We start from the raw sequence: 17,678 nt of genomic DNA, 5'->3' as shown, positions 1-17,678 counted from the left end.
ATCGCCGAAGCTGGCTATCACCGCACGCAACCCCTACAATAACCGGTCCCTATACGGTGTTCCGCCATGCCTCTACTCAGTCTTCATAACCTTGATTTCAGCATCGGCGGCCCTTTACTGCTGGAAAAGGTCTGCTTGAGTTTGGACAAGGGCGAGCGCATCGCCCTGATTGGCCGCAATGGCGCTGGCAAATCGACCCTGCTCAAACTCATCGCCGGTGAGCTGCAGGCCGATGACGGCGGCATTGTGCGAGAAGAAGGTCTGAAGATCGCACGACTCGAGCAGGAAGTGCCGGAGGAGCTGCGCGGCAGTATTTTCGATGTGGTCGCCACCGGTCTGGGTGCCTTGGGCGATGATCTGGCGTTGTATCATCATCTGAGCCATGCCGCAGAATTCGATGGTGACGCACTGGCCGATGTACATGGACGCATCGAGGCCGCTGGCGGCTGGAATCTGGAGCAACAGGTCAGTACCGCTTTGGAGCGCATGGCCTTGGATCCCGAGCTAGATTTTGCTTCCCTTTCGGGTGGCATGAAACGACGGGTCCTGCTGGCCCGCGCTTTGGTCGCACAGCCGGATATCCTGCTGCTGGATGAGCCGACCAACCATCTCGACATCGAAGCCATCGATTGGCTTGAAAAAACCCTGTTGCATTGGGAAGGCTGTCTATTGTTCATCACCCATGACCGTCGTTTTTTGAAGAATCTAGCCACACGCATCGTCGAAATCGACCGTGGTGCGGTCACTTCCTGGCCCGGGGATTGGGGTAATTACCAACGCCGGCTGGCTGAACGTCAAAATGACGAAGCCCAGAACACGGCCCGTTTTGACAAACTGCTAGCCCAGGAAGAAGTCTGGATTCGGCAGGGCATCAAAGCCAGGCGTACCCGCGATGAAGGCCGTGTCCGCCGTCTGGAAGCGATGCGCCGCGAGCGCGCGCAACGGCGCGAAGCCACCGGTAATGTCAAGATGCAGGCGGCACAGGCGGAGAATTCCGGAAAACGGGTGTTCGATGTCAAAGACATCTCCTTCGGCTATGACGGCCGGCCCTTGGTACGCGATTTCAGCACACGCGTCCTGCGCGGTGACCGTATCGCCCTGATCGGCCCGAACGGTGCCGGCAAGTCCACCCTGATCAAACTGCTGCTCGGCCAACTGATGCCCGATCAAGGCAGCGTGGAGCAGGGTACACGCCTGCAGGTCGCGTATTTCGATCAATACCGCAATACCCTGCGCGAGGACTGGAACGCCCTCGACAACGTGTCCGAGGGTCGCGAGTTCATCGACATCAATGGCTCGCGCAAGCATGTTCTGGGATATCTGCAGGATTTCCTGTTCAGTCCCGAGCGCTCGCGTGCGCCGATCACACGGCTGTCCGGTGGCGAACGCAACCGCTTGCTGCTGGCCAAGCTGTTCGCCCAGCCTTCGAACGTGTTGGTGATGGACGAGCCGACCAATGATCTGGATGTGGAAACCCTCGAATTGCTCGAGGAACTGCTGGATGATTACACCGGAACCTTGCTATTGGTCAGCCACGACCGTGATTTCATCGATGCCGTAGCTACGTCCTGTCTGATGTTTCGCGGGGATGGCCGAATCGAAGAATATGTGGGTGGCTATAGCGATGCCTTGCGTCAGAGTCGCCGGTCTGCCCCAAAACCTGCGCCATCCGCAAAGCCGGCCACCGGCGTCAAGACATCCGCCGCGCCGGAACCGGCCAAGAAGAAACTCGGTTACAAGGACGCCCGCGAGCTGGAAGCATTGCCCATGAAAATCGAACAGTTGGAAAGCCGCGTCGGTGCTTTGGCCGAGCGCATGCAGCAGGCGGATTTCTATACCCAGCCGGCTGACCGCATCACTGCTCACAGCCGTGATCTGGAAGCCGCACAGGCCGAACTCAATGCCGCTTATGCGCGCTGGGCCGAGCTCGACGCCTAGCCCTTGTCGCCCCGCGGAGCTTGGGCTTCCCGTATTAGCGCACTCAGCCCTTACTAAAACGGGTTGGTGGTTTGCCGGAAGCCAATCAGGCTAGCTGTGATCAGGTGCAGGGTGTTCAGCAGCCGTCGCTGCAGGCGGCATCACTAGTGACGCGAATCAGACGGACCAGCAGACTGCCCGGTTCGCGCAGCGGATCGGTGCCGATGGAGGCCACGCGCGCGTCAAATGGCGCGGTGTAACGTGCAATGATGTCACCGAAGCCGTTGCGCTGGACGGCCAGCAGCTGCCCGGAGTTGACGTCCTGATTCAAGGCCACCAGGACTTCCGTGAAACCGCCGCGGTCGGCACGGATGCTCTGGGTCTGGTTGCCGATGAAGCTACGCTGTGCCTTAGCATCGCGGCCGGGTTTGCCCGGCAGCATGCCGTAATGCTTCAGGACATTGTCGACACCGGTCACCGCACGGGCAATCAACTCCGGCTGATAGACCTTCGCGGCACCGATCTCGAGGGTGATTGAAGCCATGCCGGCATCATTGAAGGCCTGTTCGGCGGCGCCGGGTTCTCCTGGATCGATTTTGATGATGTCTGCCGGAAACAGTTCCGCTAGCATCTTGACGCCGGCGACACGGTAATCGGCGTAGATGTACAGCGGGTAGGCGGTGCCGGTGCTCTGGGTATGCAGGTCGATGACGGTATCGGCATTGCCGGACCAGATCCCGTTGAAAATCCGGTGTACCTGTTGTTCGGCGGCATTGCCATCGGCTTTGCCGGGCCAGATGCGGTTGAAATCGACACCGCCGCCGCTATCATGTTGCAGTTGGTAATAACGGCTGTTGGCGAGCAGTCCCGTGCTGTTGGCGCCGTTGATGGCGATGACGCTGCCGCTCAATGCGGTCGGATCCAGGGTTTCAAAAACACGATGGATCAGACGCGTGCCGTTCAATTCGTCACCGTGCACCCCGGCCTGAAGACCGAGCCGTTTACCCGGCTTGCTGCCTTTGGCCACAAGGACGGGAACCAGCCAGTGATGGCCGACACCATTGCTGGCACCCTGCAGGTAGAAACGGTGGGTTTTGCCGGCCTCCAGATCGGCCAGATCCAGTTTGCGGATGACTTTGACGCCCTCGATGCTGTCGCCGGTATAGTCGGTGGCGGCACCGGCACCGGTTGCCGTCAGGCAGAGAAGCAGGCTTGCACACAGTCGTTTCATGTCGTTTCCGTATCAGGAGGTGAGTTGGTCTTGCAGGTAATCAAGGAATGTCCGTGTTTTTGCCGGCAGCAGCCGTGTTTCGGTCAGCGCGTATACCGGCACCTCCGGCGGGCACCAGTCCGGCAGCACCCGGACCAGTTCACCGCGGCTAACTGCCGCTTCGGCCATCGGCACCGAAAGGATGGCGATGCCGGCATCGCGCAGGGCGATGCTTTTCAGCAGAGTCATGCTGTTGGAGGCGTAAGCCGGACTTTTTATTTTATGCACGGCCCGCTGGCTGCCTTTGATCAGCTGGAAATCCAGCGCGGCCAATTGCAGGCAACAGTGTGCCGCCAGATCGGCCGGGATCTTCAGCTTCGGTGCTGTCTTCAGGTAGCCCGGGGAAGCATATAGCCCGACCTTGAATACCGCCAATTTACGGGCAATCAGTCCGGAATCGCTGACCTGTCCCATGCGGAAGGCGATATCGACCGAATCGGAAATGAGGTTGGCGCGGCGCGGATTGATATCGAATTCAAAACGGATGCCGGGGTGAAGTCGGCGAAATTCGGGCAGGTAAGGGATGAGATAATCGGCGGCGAACTCCTCCACCATCGACAGCCGCAGCAGGCCGCTGGGCGACTCGGCGGCATGACTCAGTTCCTCGTGCGCGCTCTGGGCCTGGGCGATGATGCCCTGGCAGCGCTCGAAATAAGTCCGTCCCAGCTCAGTCAGTTCGATTTGACGGGTGGTCCGGTGCAGCAGGCGGATGCCGATACTCTTTTCCAGATGACTGACCCGACGCGACAGGGTCGATGTGGGCATGTCCAAGACATCCGCAGCCTTACGGAAGCTTTTGGCCTTGACCACGGCCACGAACAGGGCGATGTCGTTCAGGTTGTTCAGCATTGTTGCAATGATGGAACAATCATTTGGATGAATCCCACTTTATCAGATTGCCGCTTTAATGGAAGATGCGGCATAACCCACATCTGGAGTGTGCCATGATTGAAATCCGCAAGGCCGGCGAACGCGGTCATTTCAACTTCGGCTGGCTGGATACCTGGCACAGTTTTTCCTTCGGTCATTACCGCGACCCGAAACAACAGGGCTTCTCCGACCTGCTGGTCATCAATGACGACGTGGTCCAGCCCGGCATGGGCTTCGGTACCCATCCGCACCGGGACATGGAAATATTCACCTACATTCTGTCCGGCGCGCTCGAGCACAAGGACTCGATGGGCACTGGCTCAATCATCCGTCCGGGCGATGTGCAGATGATGAGTGCCGGCAGTGGCATCCAACACAGCGAGTTCAACCCGTCTAAGGCTGAATTGGTGCATCTGTTGCAGATCTGGATCGTGCCCGACCGCCGCGGAGTGGCGCCCCGCTATCAGCAGGTGAATTTCGACGCTTCCGAAAAACGCGGAAAACTGCGCCTGATCATTTCGCCGGACTCAGCCGACGGCTCGCTCAATGTCTATCAGGATGTGCGGGTGTATGCCGGATTGTTCAACGGCGAAGAAAGCTTTGATTTGGCGCTGGCAGCCGACCGCTATGTCTACGTGCATGTCGCGCGCGGCGCGCTCGAGGTCAATGGTGTGCGTCTGGTTGCCGGCGATGGCGCCCGCGTTCGCCGGGAAACGGCGCTGAATTTCAGCAAGGGCGAAAACACCGAAGTTCTGGTCTGGGATCTGCGGCCGAACGAACTGCCAGGCTATTGATCCGGCAGGATGGCCATTACCGCTTACGAGGGGCGGCAGATGCGGGCGCCGGATGACTCACTGCAACCGGCCGGTTGCACTGGGCCGATCCGCCATGAATGCCTGCGGGAATTTTTCATCGCTGCAAGCGGGCGCGTCCAGCCCCGGTAATGCGGACTGCAAGCAATAGCGCCAGGATAAGCGCATACAGCAAGGGCTCGCGGATATCCGATTTCACCAGCCACCAGTAGTGCAGCACGGCCAGAATGGCGATGGCATAGACCAGCCGGTGCAGGCGCTGCCAGTTCTTCTTCAGCAGGCGCATCATCCACCGGTTCGAGGTCAGTGCCAGCGGCAACAGCAGCAGCCAAGCCGTGAAGCCGACCGTGATGAAGGGGCGTTTTAGGATGTCGACACCGATCTGCGACCAATAGCCGCTGCCCAGATCGAGAAACAAATACACCGCGAAATGCAGACTGGCATAGAAAAAGGCATATAGGCCGAGCAGCCGGCGGAAGCGGATCGGCCAGGTCTGTTTCACCAGCATCCGTAGCGGCGTCATGGCCAGGCTCAGCAGCAGCAGGCGCAGGGCCCATTCGCCGGTTTGGTGGGTGAGTGCCGCCACCGGATCCGCGCCCAGCCGATCATGGAGGGCATCGGTGATCAGCAAGAAGGCCGGAAGCAAAGCCAAGGCATGTGCCACCGTCTTCAGACCGAACCAACGCCAGTCCACGCGGCTCAGAACCACTTGCGCAGATCCATGCCTTTATAGAGATGGGCCACCTGCTTGGCGTAGCCGTTGAAGGGCAGGGTGGCGATGCGTTGGCCAAACAGCTTGCTGTCGGTGCCGGCGATGCGACGTTCACTGGCCTGGCTCCAGCGCGGGTGATCGACCGCCGGGTTGACGTTGGAATAAAACCCGTATTCTTCGGGCTGCAGCATGTTCCAGCTGGTTTGCGGCATTTTTTCGGTGAACACGATGCGCACGATCGATTTAATGCTCTTGAAGCCGTATTTCCAGGGCACCACCAGACGCAGCGGCGCGCCGTTCTGGTTCGGCATCGGTTTGCCGTACATGCCGGTGGCCAGTAGCGTCAATGGGTTCATAGCTTCGTCGATGCGCAGGCCCTCCCGGTAGGGCCAAGGAATACTCGCGTAGGCCATGCCGGGCATCTGTTCGCGGTCGGCTTTGCTGTAGAACGCGACATATTTGGCCTTCGAGGTCGGCTTGAAGCGTTTGATAACCTCTGCCAGCGGAACGCCTTGCCAGGGGATGACCATCGACCAGCCCTCCACACAGCGCAGACGGTAAATGCGGTCCTGGACGGCCATGCCTTTGAGCAACTTGTCGAGATGATAGGCACCGGTGATTTCCGCTTCGCCTTCCACCGACACGACCCAGGGCAGGGTGCGCAAGCGATGGGCGTTTTTAGCCGGGTCGGTTTTGCCGGTGCCGAACTCATAAAAATTGTTGTAACTGCTGGCATCCTCGAAATGCGTCAGGGTATCCGCCGTTCGGAAGCCATCTGGGCTGTCCTTCGGACGGTTCACGGCCGCAGGTTCCTTGGCTTCGCTGCAACCGGCTAATGCCAGCAGCGGGGAGGCCAGACCGGCACCGATCAGCTCCCGGCGCCGCAGATACACCGATTCGGGGGTGATTTCGGAGGCGGGGATACGGCTCATATCGTTCATGGTCTATCCTGATGCAGACGGTGGCTTCACGGATTGGTCGCGCTATCGGAGCTAAACTTAGAGGGCCAAATCAATCCAGTGGCTTTTCCGTCCCAGTATGCCGTCAAAGCGGCAAGGAATTGTGAATCATGAGCGTCTGCGCCATCCCCGGCTTGAATCTGAGCGTCTCCCCGGAGCAGGTTCCGCCACCGCGGATGCCGTTGCCGCCGGCGATGGATTGCGGCGTTGCCATATTGGCAGGTGGCTGCTTCTGGTGTACGGAAGCCGTATTCGGCGCCCTGGACGGGGTTCGCGGCATCGCCCCGGGCTATGCCGGAGGCCGTGCCGAGCGCGCCAATTACGAGGCGGTGTGCACCGGCGTCAGCGGTCATGCCGAGGCCATCCGGATCGACTACGACCCCGCGGTCATCGGGTTTCCGGCGCTGCTGCAGGTGTTCTTTGCCGTCGCCCATGACGCCACCCAACTAAACCGTCAGGGCAATGATATCGGAAGCCAGTACCGCTCTGCGGTATTTCCGCAGGATGCGCACCAGGAAGACATGGCCCGGTCCTATATCCGGGAGCTGGGCGATGCCGGTATTTTTCTGGCCCCGATTGCAACCACCATCGAGCCCGGCCAGATCTTTTACCCGGCCGAGCCCTACCACTTCGACTATGCCGCACGGAATCCGGACCAGCCCTATATCCGCGGTGTTTCCGCACCTAAGGCCTCGAAGGTGCGTCAATACTTTCCAGAATTACTCAAATCGCCGCAGTAGCTCTGGACTGTTATCGCAAAGATAGTCCATTTAGAATCAATCGAGGCGCATCGGCACTCTCTATAAAGTCGCCAATATCCGGTTCGAGAGTTTTGAGTATGAAGGCAAGCAGCATGCCTTCCACAACGACACCAATACCGCGCGCTATGACAAAGCCGCGGCGGAACTTGCCTGGGCACGCACGCTCGCGCTTTTTTCAAAACCCCTTTAACGCTTACAGGGCTTCATCGAGCAGGCGGGCCAGGCGGATTCCGGCGACGTAAATGCGGTCCTGCACCACCGGCAAAAAGCGGTAGCTGTACTCATAGCCCAGTTTCGGCATCGCTTCGGCGGCCACCGGTTCACGGCAATAGGTCAAATAGGTGACTGGCGTGCTCGGGGCCTGAACTTCCGGCGGATAGATTTCGCTCCGCAGTTTCCGTGATTCCTGCGCCCAGCTGCGCATATCGCCGCGTTTCGCCGCAGCGATCTCGGCGGCGGTCCGGCCCTGGCTAACGAAGGCGGCCAGTTCGGTATAGCTCAGCCCGTTGCCTTCAATGATTTCCCCATCCCAGACTGAATGCAGATTCGTAGCCCTGCCGAACCAGGTCACCCGGCAGGTGTTGCCGCCCCGGTCGTTGCCGCCACCGACATGCAACGGCTGATGGGCATCGCCGACCAGATGCACGACGAAACGCAGTGCCTCGGCGCGTTCGGCTTTCGGGGCTTTGCTGTTTTTCAGGATAGCCAGCTGCTTATCCACCTGGGTCAACAGAAAGCCCGTGTCCTTGGTCTCATCCGCCGAGTGGAAGCGCTCGTCTTCATCCTGCCAGGTGGTGTAATGCCAGTTGAAGGTATGGCTGTAACGCTTGGGATCGGAACGGATTTCATCGGCCCAGGTGGAGGCATAGGCCAGATCATGGCCGTCGAGCAAGGCGCGGGCTTTTTTTAGGGCATCCGGACGCATGTTCGCTTCGGCGATGTCGCCGATGGCGCGGTGCCCGGTTTGACCCCAGGCCAGAAGTTGCTGCGGAGCCAGACAGAGGCTGATGCAGAACAGAATTCGGGTTGCACGGGTCATCGGCTTATCTCGGCAGGGTCAGGCGTCCATTATCGCTGAAGCGCACGGTGCCGAACAGACCACTGTCGAGCCGCCCCCGCACTTCGTAAGCGATGCCATTCTGTGGCGGTTTCTGCATCAGTGCAAAGGCCTGTTCGAGCGCAGTGAAGGTTGACACGGTCACCGGCAGGTCATAGACCAATTCGCCGTAGGCCGGAACCTTGCCCGGCAGGTCACTGAGGCCGGTCGCGACGCGCTTGCCCTCGACGTAAAGATCAACCACCATGCCTTTGTAGTTGATCTCGACCCGGTTCGGGTTCTGGATACGCAGCTTGACCGTGAAGCGCAGCTCGCCGCCTTGGCCGTCGAGCGGTGCAATGCCGGCCACCCCAATGCGGGGCGGATCATACTTGGGGACAGAGGCGCAAGCGACCAGAATGAGCAGGGTCAACAGCGAGAGCAATAGTCGGAACGCGGAAAGGCGGGCGGAAAGCATAATCAGGGTTCAGGGGGATTCGATACAGTATGCCCGAAGCCTGAGACAACCGGCGGCTTGAATCGACCTGCCCGGAGCGCACATTCAGCCCGGATTCAAGCGTGGATTACGGCTGCCAGGCGTAGCCCAGCTTGAGAAATAGCGAGCGGTTGGTCTGGAAGCTGTCGATGCTGTCGGAGCCGATATAGTTGTCGCTGTAACCGGCGTAGAACACCGTGCGCGGATTGATCTTGTAGGAATACACCAGCTGGGTTCCGAAGTCCGACAGCTCGGCATCGGTCTGGCCCGGGTTCAGGCTCAGGTTGAAGTCGGTGGTGCCGTACTGGAGGGCCAGACGCAGGCGCTGGCGCAGATTGAACTGCCAGGACAGCCGGGTATCCAGCAGCCGGGCATGATACACCGTGTCGCCATCGCGGCGGAGCGCTTCATCCACGTAATTCAGGTTCAGGCTGATGTTGTCGTTGATGCTCCCGGTCACGCCCGGCTCGAAAGTCGTGATGCGGCCCAGGGCGTTGTTGCGGAAGTCGATCTGGTCGCCGCCGCGGTAGAACAGCTCGAACTGCCAGGATTTGAAGGGCGTGAACTGGCCGTAGAACGTGTAGTAGGTTTCATCGTAGTTGATGCCGCGCCAGAAACGCTCACGTTGTCCGCCACCGGTCTGAATAAAGCTTTGCATCTTGCCTCTGGCGCTAATATACGCTTCGATCTCCCGTTCCGTCAGCCGGTCAACGGTGAGCTGATGGGTGATGTCCCAGTCGCCGTTGACTGATATTTGGTTGAAGAAATGGTTTTTCGGGTACCAGCGGTACGATCCGCCGATGACCCAGCGTTCGTAATCGACCTGACCGACAAAGCCCATGTCGGCGCGGAATCCCGGGTCGTTCCTACGTTTTCCGATATTGAAGGATTTTTCGCGATCGCGGTACTCATAATTGACCAGATAAGCGTTACCGGTGAACGGCAGTGCCGAATAGCCGAGTGCGTCTTCGGTGTCGGAATGCATAAACTGTGTCAACAGGGTATGACCGCCTTTCTGCCACTTGCCGTCAAGATTGACCAAGGTGTTGTGGTAATCGCCGCCGCTGCGATGGGTCACCAGGGTGCCGATATTGGTGGTCGAATTGAAGTTGTAGCGGTAGGTGCCGACCAGATCGGTCGATTCGGCATTGATGAACCCGATACGCGAGCCGAAAGGGCCCGGGCGCAGCACATTGGTCTGGGTGTCGCTGGCGCCGAAGAATCCGTAGGTGTTGTCGCCGCTGCGGCCGGTGAAGCGCAGTCCATAATCGGGGTCGGCGATATTGCGTGAATACACCAATTGCGTCGGAGTGCTGAAGAAATCGGCACTCTCCAGGAAGAATGGCCGTTTTTCGGGATAGAACAGCGCGAAACTGGTATTGACGTCGAGTTGTGCTCCGTCGATTTCAATCTGCGAGAAATCCGGGTTGTAGGTCGCGCTAAGCGTGTTATTCGGCGTCGGCGACCAGGTCAGGTCGAGGCCAAAATCGATGTTGCTGCCGTCGCTGCTGAAGTCCTGGCCGGGCGCATTGCGGTTTTCGCCATAACCCGCGGTCAGGGTCGGATTGACCAGGATGTTCCTGCCCGGGTCGGCATGGGCGAAGCCGCTGATTGTGTTCTGCTGGCACAGGTCGCATTTGTTGTTGCGGTCGTCCTTTCGGTCGGAATAGACAAAGCGGTTCTCGCGCGGACGGATACGCAGGAACTGGATACCCCAGAGCTGGGCCTCGGTGGAATGCCTGAACTTCAGGCTGGAGTAGGGGATGTCCATTTCCACGGTATAACCGTCGGCATCGATGTGCGCCCCGGAATCCCAGATGGCGTCCCAGGAATCGTCTTCATCGCCGTTAGTCTCATCATAAGTCACGTCCATCTGCACGCCACGGGCGCTGACGAAGAACTGCAATGCGCGCTGCTGACTATTGAAGGTGTCGATCCGCATGCCCAGAAAGTCGTCTTGAAAAGCGCTGTCACGGTCGCGCAGCACGGCCACGATCTTGGACGGGTCCGGATCCTTGGCTTTGAAGGCCACCCGCAGGCTTTTGCCGGAATCGACGATATAGACCGTGGTTTCGGCGCCGGCCGGGATATTTTCGCCCGGACCGATTTCATAGGGCATGTCGGTCACCGCGGCCTGTTGCCAGAACGGCTCATCCAGCTTCCCGTCAGCTTTCATGGCGCCCTCAATGCGCGGGATACTCAATGCCGGGCTGTCTTGAGCGGCGAGCAAACCGGGGATGGCCATAGTCAGTAGATTGATGGCCAAGAAAATTTTTTTCATGAATGAATACATTGCTGGGACTGGGCTTATTATGGGCGACGTAGCGATCAATGGACTGTGCCATAAGTCATTACCGGCTTTGCTATCATGGTGCCATGATAACTTCCCCGATTCGCCTCACCGAATACAGCCATGGTGCCGGCTGTGGCTGTAAGATTTCGCCGCAGGTGCTGGACACCATCCTGGCCTCCCAGCTCAAGCTGAAAGCCGACCCCAATCTTTTGGTCGGACACAGCAGCAAGGATGATGCCGCGGCCTACGACCTGGGCGATGGCCGGGTCATCCTGAGTACCACCGATTTCTTCATGCCGATCGCCGATGACCCCTTCGACTTCGGCCGGATTGCCGCCACCAATGCCATCAGCGACATCTATGCGATGGGCGGCACTCCGATCATGGCCATCGCCATTCTGGGCTGGCCGGTCAATCTGCTGCCACCGGAAGTAGCGCAACGGGTAGTGGATGGCGGCCGACAGGCCTGTCAGGATGCCGGCATTGCCTTGGCAGGTGGCCACAGCATTGATTCCCCCGAACCGATTTTCGGGCTGGCAGTCACCGGACAGGTGGCCAAGGCGCATCTGAAGCAGAACAATACCGCCGAGGCCGGATGCCTGTTGTATCTCACCAAACCGCTTGGCGTGGGCGTCCTGACTACCGCCCAGAAACAGAAAAAACTTTTGCCCGAACACGAAGGGCTCGCCATCGCCAGTATGTGCCGTTTGAACGCGGTGGGTGCGGCGCTCGGCCCCTTGCCCGGCGTGAAAGCCGTGACCGATGTCACCGGCTTCGCGCTACTCGGTCACTTGCTGGAAATGTGCGAGGGCAGCGGTGTTCAGGCCGAGCTTGAGGTCAATGCCATCCCGGTACTGGATCCGGTACCCGCATACATCGCCCAAGGCTGTGTGCCGGGCGGTACCGGTCGTAATTTCGCCAGTTACGGACACAAAGTCGCCGCGCTGGATGATTATCAGAAAGCATTGCTGTGCGACCCACAGACCAGCGGCGGTTTATTGATTGCCGTTGACCCTGCTGCCGTCGAGGATCTTGAGGCGGTATTGCAACTTGCCAGTGTGCCCATTCATTGCATCGGACGCCTGCAGGCGCGCACCGATGGCCCCTGGGTGCATCTGCGTTGAGTCGACCGGATAACCGCGATTTCAAACGGCTTTTTCTGGCCGATACGCCCATGATGGACACCCGTTCGCCCGGAGAGTTTGCCGAGGGCGCGTTTCCGCAGGCAGTCAATCTGCCTTTGATGCTGGATGATGAGCGTGCACGTATCGGCACCTGTTACAAACACGAAGGGCAGCAGGCGGCGATTGCGCTGGGTCATCAGTTGCTGCAAGGGGCCATCAAAAAAGCCCGGATAGCGGCCTGGCTGGATTTTGCCCAAACCCATCCGGAAGGTTATCTGTACTGTTTCCGCGGCGGGCTGCGCTCCCGCATCAGTCAGCAGTGGCTGCAGGAAGCGGGCATTGACTATCCGCGCATCATCGGCGGTTACAAGGCCATGCGCCGGTTTCTGATCCATCAACTGGAGTTATCGGCACAGCATCGTTTCATCGTTGTCTCGGGTCAGACCGGTTGCGCCAAAACTCGGCTTCTGCAGGGTCTTGCCGATGCCGTGGATCTGGAGGGGCTGGCCAATCATCGTGGCAGCGCCTTCGGCAAACGTCTCGGCGGGCAACCGACGCAAATCGGATTCGAGAATGCGTTGTCCATCGCTCTGCTGAAGCGCCGGCATGCCGCGCCGCAGGCGGCCATCGTGCTGGAAGATGAAAGTCGGCTGATCGGCCGCATCGCCGTGCCCGAGGTGCTGCGTGAAAGCCTGAGGCAGGCGCCCCTAGTGGTGGTACAAATGCCATTGCCAGAGCGCGTGGAGCATACCTTCCACAATTACATCCTGCGTAATCTTGCCGATTGGCAAGCATATGCCGGTGAGCTTTCCGGTTTCGCGACGTTTGCGGAAGAACTACGGCAAAATCTGGCCACGCTCCAGCGGCGATTGGGAGGGTACCGCCACAGCCAATTACTGGCCGAAATGAACGCAGCCTTGGCAGAGCATGCACGTGGCAATCCGGACGCGCACCGATTTTGGATCGAACCATTGTTGCGTGATTACTACGATCCGATGTATGCCTATCAGCTTGGCCTGAAGGCCGAGCGGGTAGTGTTCCGTGGCAGCTATGCCGAGGTTGCCGCCTATCTTGGCGAGGAGCGCTAATTCCGCAATACCGGTTTTCTGGTCGCCAGCGTGCGTCGCTTGCCTGTCGGGTCATTCGGTCTAGAGCACGTCCAGATCGGCGCGTAGATTGGCTGCATGGGAGCGGATGTTTTCGATTTCAGACGCATCCATGGCTGCCAGATTGCGGTAGACCATGCCGATGCGTGGATTTGCGGAAAGGCGATCGGCATGCTGCAGGTGGAAATCCCAGTACAGTGCGTTGTAGGGGCAGGCCTCCGGCCCGGTTCGCCGGTCGCGCTTGTATGTGCAGCCGCGGCAGTAATCGCTCATGCGATGTATGTAGGCGGCGCTGGCTGCATAAGGTTTGCTGGCCAGCAGGCCGCCATCGGCAAATTGGCTCATCCCGAGCGTATTCGGTAGCTCCACCCATTCGAAGGCGTCGATATAGATGCCCAGATACCAGCGGTGCAGGGCATGCGGATCAAGGCCGGCAAGCAGGGCGAAATTACCGATGACCATCAAGCGCTGGATATGATGGGCGTGCGCATATTCCAGTGAATTACCGATGCTTTCAGCCAGGCAGCGCATGTTCGTCTTTCCGGTCCAGAACCAGTCGGGCAGCGGCAATTGGTGTTCCAGTGCATTCGCGGTTTCATATCCCGGCATATGCGCCCAGTAAACGCCGCGGATGTACTCGCGCCAGCCCAGAATCTGCCGGATGAACCCTTCTACGGCAGCCAGCGGGGCATGGCCGATGCGCCAGGCATTTTCAGCGGCGGCGATGACCTCGCGTGGATTCAGCATCTTCACGTTCAGCGCGAACGACAGCAGTGAATGAAACAGTCTTGGTGCGCTAGCACTCATGGCATCCTGGTAGTCGCCGAAATGCGGCAGGGCATCGCGGATGAAAGCCTCGAGCATGTCCAAGGCCTCGTCCCGATGCAAGGGCCAGCGAAAATCAGCGGATGCATCCTCTCCGAGACTCTGCACCCCAGAATCGCATATGGTTTGCCAGAGCAGGGTGTGGTCATGATACGGCCGACGGTCATCAGGTTCGGGTGGCTGCCCGCGCCAGGGCTTGCGGTTTTCGGCATCGAAATTCCACTGTCCGCCAACAGGGCTGCCATCGGGCTCCAGCATGACGCCATGTTTCCGGCGCATGTGCCGGTAAAAATTCTCCATGCGCCACTTTTTTTTCCCGGCAAACAGGTTCCTGGCCTCGAATCGGTTGGCAAGAAAATGTGCACTGGAGGTCTTGCCGCCGGCTAAGCCGGATTCCTTGAACCACTGATCGATCTGGTAATCCAGCCGGTATTCGTCCGGCGCCTGCCATTCAAAGCTCTTGGCGCCGGTTTCGGCAATCAGGGTCTCGAGATTACCGGTCAAACTCTGGCAGTTGCTGACATCATCGATGGCAATATAGTGTACGCCGTGCCCGGTCTCACGAAGTCTGCATGCCATCTCGCGCATACCGGCAAAAATAGCCAGAATCTTCTGTGCGTGGTGCAGCACATAATCGGTTTCCTGCCGGATTTCCATGAACACGTACAGCACGCCCGGGTCGATTCGGTCGAACCAGGGATGCAGCGGATTCAGTTGGTCGCCCAGTACCAATCGGATGATGTTCATGGCTTTTTCGATTCACGCCGGCAGCGTTCGGAACAATATTTGACTTGAGCCCAATCGCGTTCCCATTTTTTTCGCCAGGAAAACGGCCGGTTGCAATGCAGGCAGGTCTTACCGGGCAATAAGGGTTTCCGATGCATCAACACACTCCAAAACGGGCATCCAGTTTATGCATCCACCGGTGGTGCCCGGATGAACGCCTATCAGGGGCGGATCAGCGTGAACTCCAGGTCGGTGATGCCCTGTTGGGCTTGCGGGCCCTGCCATCGGCGCGAAACCGGTAGTACCTTGATCCGCAATCTGAAATCGAGTGCATCCAACTCGGCACTCTGTGCACCATCACGCGCCAGACGCCATACCGCATCGCGGAGCATTTTCGGTTGCAGCGCATCGCCACCGGTATTGGCGATTGCATTCGGCGAGAGCGCTTCCGATGCGGTTTCCACCTGCATATGCTCATTGTGCCAGAACAGGCGCGCACCCGGTGCGAGATAATGACCGCGAACAGACCAGCCGCCGGATGCGGTCCTCGACCTGGGGCGTTCAAACCACCAGACGCCGGATTGACCGCTGGCTTCCAGATCAAGACCGCCTTCAAGCAGTCGCACGGTCAGTGCGCTGGTTTCATCGACGCCGATTCCGGCGATCGGCCCCTTGCCCTGGCTGCTGGAGAGCGCCTCCATGAGCGTTATCAGACGCAATTCGCGCCGACGCTCAGAGACATGGCTGTCTACCAGATAGTTACCGAACAGATCGAGTCCACCGCCTTTCCACCAGGTCAGATCATCTTCCCGCAGCGGTATCGGACAGCGCTTGGCGCGTTCACAGCCTTCGGGCATGCTGCCATGGAACGCGATGGCGCCATAGGCGAGGGCATTGACGCTGGTGCCGTTGGTAATCATGCCGGCTGTACCGGACTGCACCGCGGCCCCGGCACTGGTGCCGGCCACGACCAGATCGCCGCGCAGAAACGCCGCACGCACCGTTCTTAGCCAGGGATTCGGCGTGCCGTCGCGGGTAAAAAAGGTTTGACGGTGCAGCCATTGATCACCGCCATCCAGAAACAGGGCGTGGACGGTGTTCGGAACTTCATCCAAGGCCGTCGGCTTGGCGCAGGAGGTTTTTTGTTCTGCGTCCAGATCGGGAAATACCCGCTCGCGGCCCAGCATGGAAAACGCATTGCGCCGCATCGTCTGCAGCAAGATACAGCTGCCGGCGCCGCTAAAGCGCGCCTCGGCCATTGCGGCATCCACCGGCCACCAGACCGGTTCAGCACCCGCCTGGGCCAGCAATTCCCGGTAAAAATCGACGGCATCGAAACCGTTTATGGAGGCGGAGGTTGTAAATGCGATGCGCGGTTTTCGGCCCGGGCTGCGCTTGCCAGCTTCGGCCACCAGTTGTCGAAATAATGCCGCATCATATGGGCGATTACCACCATGCAATCGGACCTGCTCGCGTTTGCGCACACCGCTGTCCTGCTGCAACTGCTCGAAGGCCGAAAGAATCAGATCCTGTTCACCGCGCAATAATTGATTCCAAGTTTCAGCGTCGGCATTTTCGAATGCACGACTGAGTGATTTGGCATCGAGCAGGTTGTTTCCTGAAACCGCATGAGCTTTCTCGAGCATGCTCTGCAAAGCGTCCAATCCAGGAGCCCCGTGCTGGACTTGCCAGTAGGACGGGTCGAGGATTTCGGAAAAACGCCCGGTATCGAGACGATATTCCGGAGCGCCGCGTGCTCCGGGAAAATCACGTTGATCGACCCGGCAATCATCGGCGAGCAGGCTCGAGCAGGTGCGGTAGGATCCGCCCATCAGAATCAGCGTGGGCGGCTCGGCCGCGCGGCTGCAGACGGAAAAGAACAGGAGCAGGGCAGTGCTGGCGGATTTCACGTGAGTTGGTCTTGAGCGGAAAGGATCATCCTACAGCATCCTCAGCTTCGCTTCGATCGGCCGACCATCGCCTGATGCAAACTTACATAACGCGTCGGGATGATTTAAACTGACATATTCGAGGGGTCGGCGAGGGTGTCATGGCTGGAGGTTGGAGCCGGGATGGTGCGGTGCAGGATCAAATCGACGCTAGCGTCGAAGAGGCGATTGCCCGTGCGCGCGGAAAACTGGCGCGCGGTGAAAGCCTTAAGCGTTGCGGGGAATGCGATGCCGTCATTCCGGAAGCCCGCCGTAAAGCCGTCCCCGGCGTACGTCTCTGCATTGAGTGCCAGTGTGCCCAGGATGCCGATGGCTCGCACGGCGGCTATAACCGACGTGGCAGTAAAGACAGCCAGTTGCGTTGATTCTTCCATCCTTATTTGGATTCCCCATGACCCTGAAACAACTTCCGATTGAAATCATCAACGGCTGGAGCCGGAATACCCTGATGCAGACGCTGGCTATCGAGTGCGTTGAAATCGGAAGCGATTATCTGGTGGCGCGCATGCCGGTCGATGCCCGCACGCACCAGCCGATGGGTCTGCTGCACGGCGGCGCCAGCATGGCCTTGATCGAGAGCATCGGTTCAATGGGGTCCAGTCTGTTGTTGGATCTGGACCGTGAACAGCCGGTCGGTGTGGAAATCAACGCCAATCATGTGCGTGCCGTGACCCAGGGTTACGTCCGCGGCACCGGAAAACTGGTGCATGGCGGCAAACGCACGCACCTGTGGCAGGTTGATATCCATGATGAAGCCACCGGAAAACTGGTCTGCACCGGGCGGCTGACCGTGATGGTCGTTCCCAAAGTCGGCTGAATTAG

The 17,678-nt window shown here is 59.2% G+C and carries 18 protein-coding genes; 8 read left to right on the top strand and 10 right to left on the bottom strand.

Annotation, left to right across the window (positions count from 1 at the left end):
* The first annotated feature begins 66 nt into the window (after nucleotides 1-66).
* Nucleotides 67-1,938: an ATP-binding cassette domain-containing protein gene (locus ACIQ0Q_RS02705; RefSeq protein ID WP_395771405.1), complete on the top strand. Its 1,872-nt coding sequence runs from the start codon at nucleotides 67-69 to the stop codon at nucleotides 1,936-1,938.
* Nucleotides 1,939-2,053: 115 nt separating this feature from the next.
* Here the strand turns inward: ACIQ0Q_RS02705 and ACIQ0Q_RS02700 are convergent, their stop codons facing one another.
* Together ACIQ0Q_RS02700 and ACIQ0Q_RS02695 are read right to left on the bottom strand one after the other, a co-directional pair.
* On the bottom strand, nucleotides 2,054-3,148 hold the full coding sequence (locus tag ACIQ0Q_RS02700; protein ID WP_395771404.1) for a succinylglutamate desuccinylase/aspartoacylase family protein: 1,095 nt from the start codon (nucleotides 3,146-3,148) through the stop codon (nucleotides 2,054-2,056).
* Nucleotides 3,149-3,160: 12 nt separating this feature from the next.
* On the bottom strand, nucleotides 3,161-4,036 hold the full coding sequence (locus tag ACIQ0Q_RS02695) for a LysR substrate-binding domain-containing protein (protein WP_395771403.1): 876 nt from the start codon (nucleotides 4,034-4,036) through the stop codon (nucleotides 3,161-3,163).
* A gap of 95 nt (nucleotides 4,037-4,131) precedes the next feature.
* On the opposite strand from ACIQ0Q_RS02695, the gene ACIQ0Q_RS02690 reads away from it, so the two are divergent.
* Nucleotides 4,132-4,851, top strand: coding sequence for a pirin family protein (locus ACIQ0Q_RS02690; RefSeq protein ID WP_395771402.1), 720 nt, complete (start codon nucleotides 4,132-4,134; stop codon nucleotides 4,849-4,851).
* Nucleotides 4,852-4,966: 115 nt separating this feature from the next.
* On the opposite strand, the gene msrQ is transcribed toward ACIQ0Q_RS02690, so the two are convergent.
* The gene (gene msrQ, locus ACIQ0Q_RS02685) at nucleotides 4,967-5,572 is read right to left on the bottom strand and encodes a protein-methionine-sulfoxide reductase heme-binding subunit MsrQ (protein ID WP_395771424.1); all 606 of its coding nucleotides are present in this window, start codon (nucleotides 5,570-5,572) and stop codon (nucleotides 4,967-4,969) included.
* Nucleotides 5,569-6,522, bottom strand: a complete 954-nt coding sequence (gene msrP, locus ACIQ0Q_RS02680) for a protein-methionine-sulfoxide reductase catalytic subunit MsrP (RefSeq protein WP_395771401.1) — start codon at nucleotides 6,520-6,522, stop codon at nucleotides 5,569-5,571. Before msrP ends, msrQ begins: the two co-directional genes overlap by 4 nt.
* Before the next feature lie 128 nt (nucleotides 6,523-6,650).
* Here msrP and msrA point away from each other — a divergent pair, with 128 nt between their 5' ends.
* Nucleotides 6,651-7,280: a peptide-methionine (S)-S-oxide reductase MsrA gene (gene msrA, locus ACIQ0Q_RS02675; protein WP_395771400.1), complete on the top strand. Its 630-nt coding sequence runs from the start codon at nucleotides 6,651-6,653 to the stop codon at nucleotides 7,278-7,280.
* A 49-nt stretch (nucleotides 7,281-7,329) separates the two neighbouring features.
* A complete protein-coding gene (locus ACIQ0Q_RS02670) occupies nucleotides 7,330-7,491 on the top strand; it encodes a dienelactone hydrolase family protein (RefSeq protein WP_395771423.1) in 162 nt (53 codons plus the stop codon).
* 3 nt (nucleotides 7,492-7,494) lie between these two features.
* On the opposite strand, the gene ACIQ0Q_RS02665 is transcribed toward ACIQ0Q_RS02670, so the two are convergent.
* From ACIQ0Q_RS02665 to ACIQ0Q_RS02655, 3 genes are all read right to left on the bottom strand, one after another.
* Nucleotides 7,495-8,340, bottom strand: coding sequence for a S1/P1 nuclease (locus ACIQ0Q_RS02665; protein WP_395771399.1), 846 nt, complete (start codon nucleotides 8,338-8,340; stop codon nucleotides 7,495-7,497).
* Between the two features lie 4 nt (nucleotides 8,341-8,344).
* The gene (locus ACIQ0Q_RS02660; RefSeq protein WP_395771398.1) at nucleotides 8,345-8,815 is read right to left on the bottom strand and encodes an LEA type 2 family protein; all 471 of its coding nucleotides are present in this window, start codon (nucleotides 8,813-8,815) and stop codon (nucleotides 8,345-8,347) included.
* 106 nt (nucleotides 8,816-8,921) lie between these two features.
* Nucleotides 8,922-11,114, bottom strand: a complete 2,193-nt coding sequence (locus ACIQ0Q_RS02655; protein WP_395771397.1) for a DUF5916 domain-containing protein — start codon at nucleotides 11,112-11,114, stop codon at nucleotides 8,922-8,924.
* A gap of 98 nt (nucleotides 11,115-11,212) precedes the next feature.
* Here ACIQ0Q_RS02655 and selD point away from each other — a divergent pair, with 98 nt between their 5' ends.
* Nucleotides 11,213-12,250 carry a selenide, water dikinase SelD gene (selD, locus tag ACIQ0Q_RS02650; protein WP_395771422.1) on the top strand — a complete coding sequence of 346 codons (1,038 nt, stop codon included), beginning with the start codon at nucleotides 11,213-11,215 and terminating at the stop codon, nucleotides 12,248-12,250.
* Nucleotides 12,247-13,338 carry a tRNA 2-selenouridine(34) synthase MnmH gene (gene mnmH, locus ACIQ0Q_RS02645; RefSeq protein ID WP_395771396.1) on the top strand — a complete coding sequence of 364 codons (1,092 nt, stop codon included), beginning with the start codon at nucleotides 12,247-12,249 and terminating at the stop codon, nucleotides 13,336-13,338. The genes selD and mnmH overlap by 4 nt, the downstream gene beginning before the upstream one ends.
* Before the next feature lie 60 nt (nucleotides 13,339-13,398).
* Here mnmH and ACIQ0Q_RS02640 read toward each other — a convergent pair whose 3' ends face one another.
* The 3 genes from ACIQ0Q_RS02640 to ACIQ0Q_RS02630 form a co-directional block, all read right to left on the bottom strand.
* Entirely contained in the window at nucleotides 13,399-14,928 is a 1,530-nt protein-coding gene (locus ACIQ0Q_RS02640) for a cryptochrome/photolyase family protein (RefSeq protein ID WP_395771395.1), read from the bottom strand.
* Nucleotides 14,925-15,065 carry a DUF2256 domain-containing protein gene (locus ACIQ0Q_RS02635; protein WP_395771394.1) on the bottom strand — a complete coding sequence of 47 codons (141 nt, stop codon included), beginning with the start codon at nucleotides 15,063-15,065 and terminating at the stop codon, nucleotides 14,925-14,927. The genes ACIQ0Q_RS02640 and ACIQ0Q_RS02635 overlap by 4 nt, the downstream gene beginning before the upstream one ends.
* A gap of 63 nt (nucleotides 15,066-15,128) precedes the next feature.
* On the bottom strand, nucleotides 15,129-16,817 hold the full coding sequence (locus ACIQ0Q_RS02630; protein WP_395771393.1) for a hypothetical protein: 1,689 nt from the start codon (nucleotides 16,815-16,817) through the stop codon (nucleotides 15,129-15,131).
* Nucleotides 16,818-16,957: 140 nt separating this feature from the next.
* Between ACIQ0Q_RS02630 and ACIQ0Q_RS02625 the strand changes: the two genes are divergently transcribed.
* A complete protein-coding gene (locus ACIQ0Q_RS02625) occupies nucleotides 16,958-17,221 on the top strand; it encodes a DksA/TraR family C4-type zinc finger protein (RefSeq protein ID WP_395771392.1) in 264 nt (87 codons plus the stop codon).
* A 26-nt stretch (nucleotides 17,222-17,247) separates the two neighbouring features.
* The gene (locus ACIQ0Q_RS02620) at nucleotides 17,248-17,673 is read left to right on the top strand and encodes a hotdog fold thioesterase (RefSeq protein WP_395771391.1); all 426 of its coding nucleotides are present in this window, start codon (nucleotides 17,248-17,250) and stop codon (nucleotides 17,671-17,673) included.
* Nucleotides 17,674-17,678: the final 5 nt, after the last annotated feature.

The sequence above is a fragment of the Arenimonas sp. genome (genome assembly GCF_044348765.1).
Lineage (GTDB): Bacteria > Pseudomonadota > Gammaproteobacteria > Xanthomonadales > Xanthomonadaceae > Arenimonas.
Note: the sequence above shows the minus strand (reverse complement) of the source record. Positions and strands in the feature narration are given on the sequence as shown.

Bases quoted from the DNA above. Each gene is read 5' to 3' on its own strand.
- ACIQ0Q_RS02700 (WP_395771404.1), bottom strand. From the start codon at position 3,148: ATGAAACGACTGTGTGCAAGCCTGCTTCTCTGCCTGACGGCAACCGGT.
- ACIQ0Q_RS02705 (WP_395771405.1), top strand. From the start codon at position 67: ATGCCTCTACTCAGTCTTCATAACCTTGATTTCAGCATCGGCGGCCCT.
- ACIQ0Q_RS02620 (WP_395771391.1), top strand. From the start codon at position 17,248: ATGACCCTGAAACAACTTCCGATTGAAATCATCAACGGCTGGAGCCGG.
- ACIQ0Q_RS02655 (WP_395771397.1), bottom strand. From the start codon at position 11,114: ATGAAAAAAATTTTCTTGGCCATCAATCTACTGACTATGGCCATCCCC.
- ACIQ0Q_RS02690 (WP_395771402.1), top strand. From the start codon at position 4,132: ATGATTGAAATCCGCAAGGCCGGCGAACGCGGTCATTTCAACTTCGGC.
- ACIQ0Q_RS02625 (WP_395771392.1), top strand. From the start codon at position 16,958: ATGGCTGGAGGTTGGAGCCGGGATGGTGCGGTGCAGGATCAAATCGAC.
- msrP (WP_395771401.1), bottom strand. From the start codon at position 6,522: ATGAACGATATGAGCCGTATCCCCGCCTCCGAAATCACCCCCGAATCG.
- ACIQ0Q_RS02640 (WP_395771395.1), bottom strand. From the start codon at position 14,928: ATGAACATCATCCGATTGGTACTGGGCGACCAACTGAATCCGCTGCAT.
- msrA (WP_395771400.1), top strand. From the start codon at position 6,651: ATGAGCGTCTGCGCCATCCCCGGCTTGAATCTGAGCGTCTCCCCGGAG.
- ACIQ0Q_RS02695 (WP_395771403.1), bottom strand. From the start codon at position 4,036: ATGCTGAACAACCTGAACGACATCGCCCTGTTCGTGGCCGTGGTCAAG.
- ACIQ0Q_RS02635 (WP_395771394.1), bottom strand. From the start codon at position 15,065: ATGCATCGGAAACCCTTATTGCCCGGTAAGACCTGCCTGCATTGCAAC.
- ACIQ0Q_RS02665 (WP_395771399.1), bottom strand. From the start codon at position 8,340: ATGACCCGTGCAACCCGAATTCTGTTCTGCATCAGCCTCTGTCTGGCT.
- ACIQ0Q_RS02660 (WP_395771398.1), bottom strand. From the start codon at position 8,815: ATGCTTTCCGCCCGCCTTTCCGCGTTCCGACTATTGCTCTCGCTGTTG.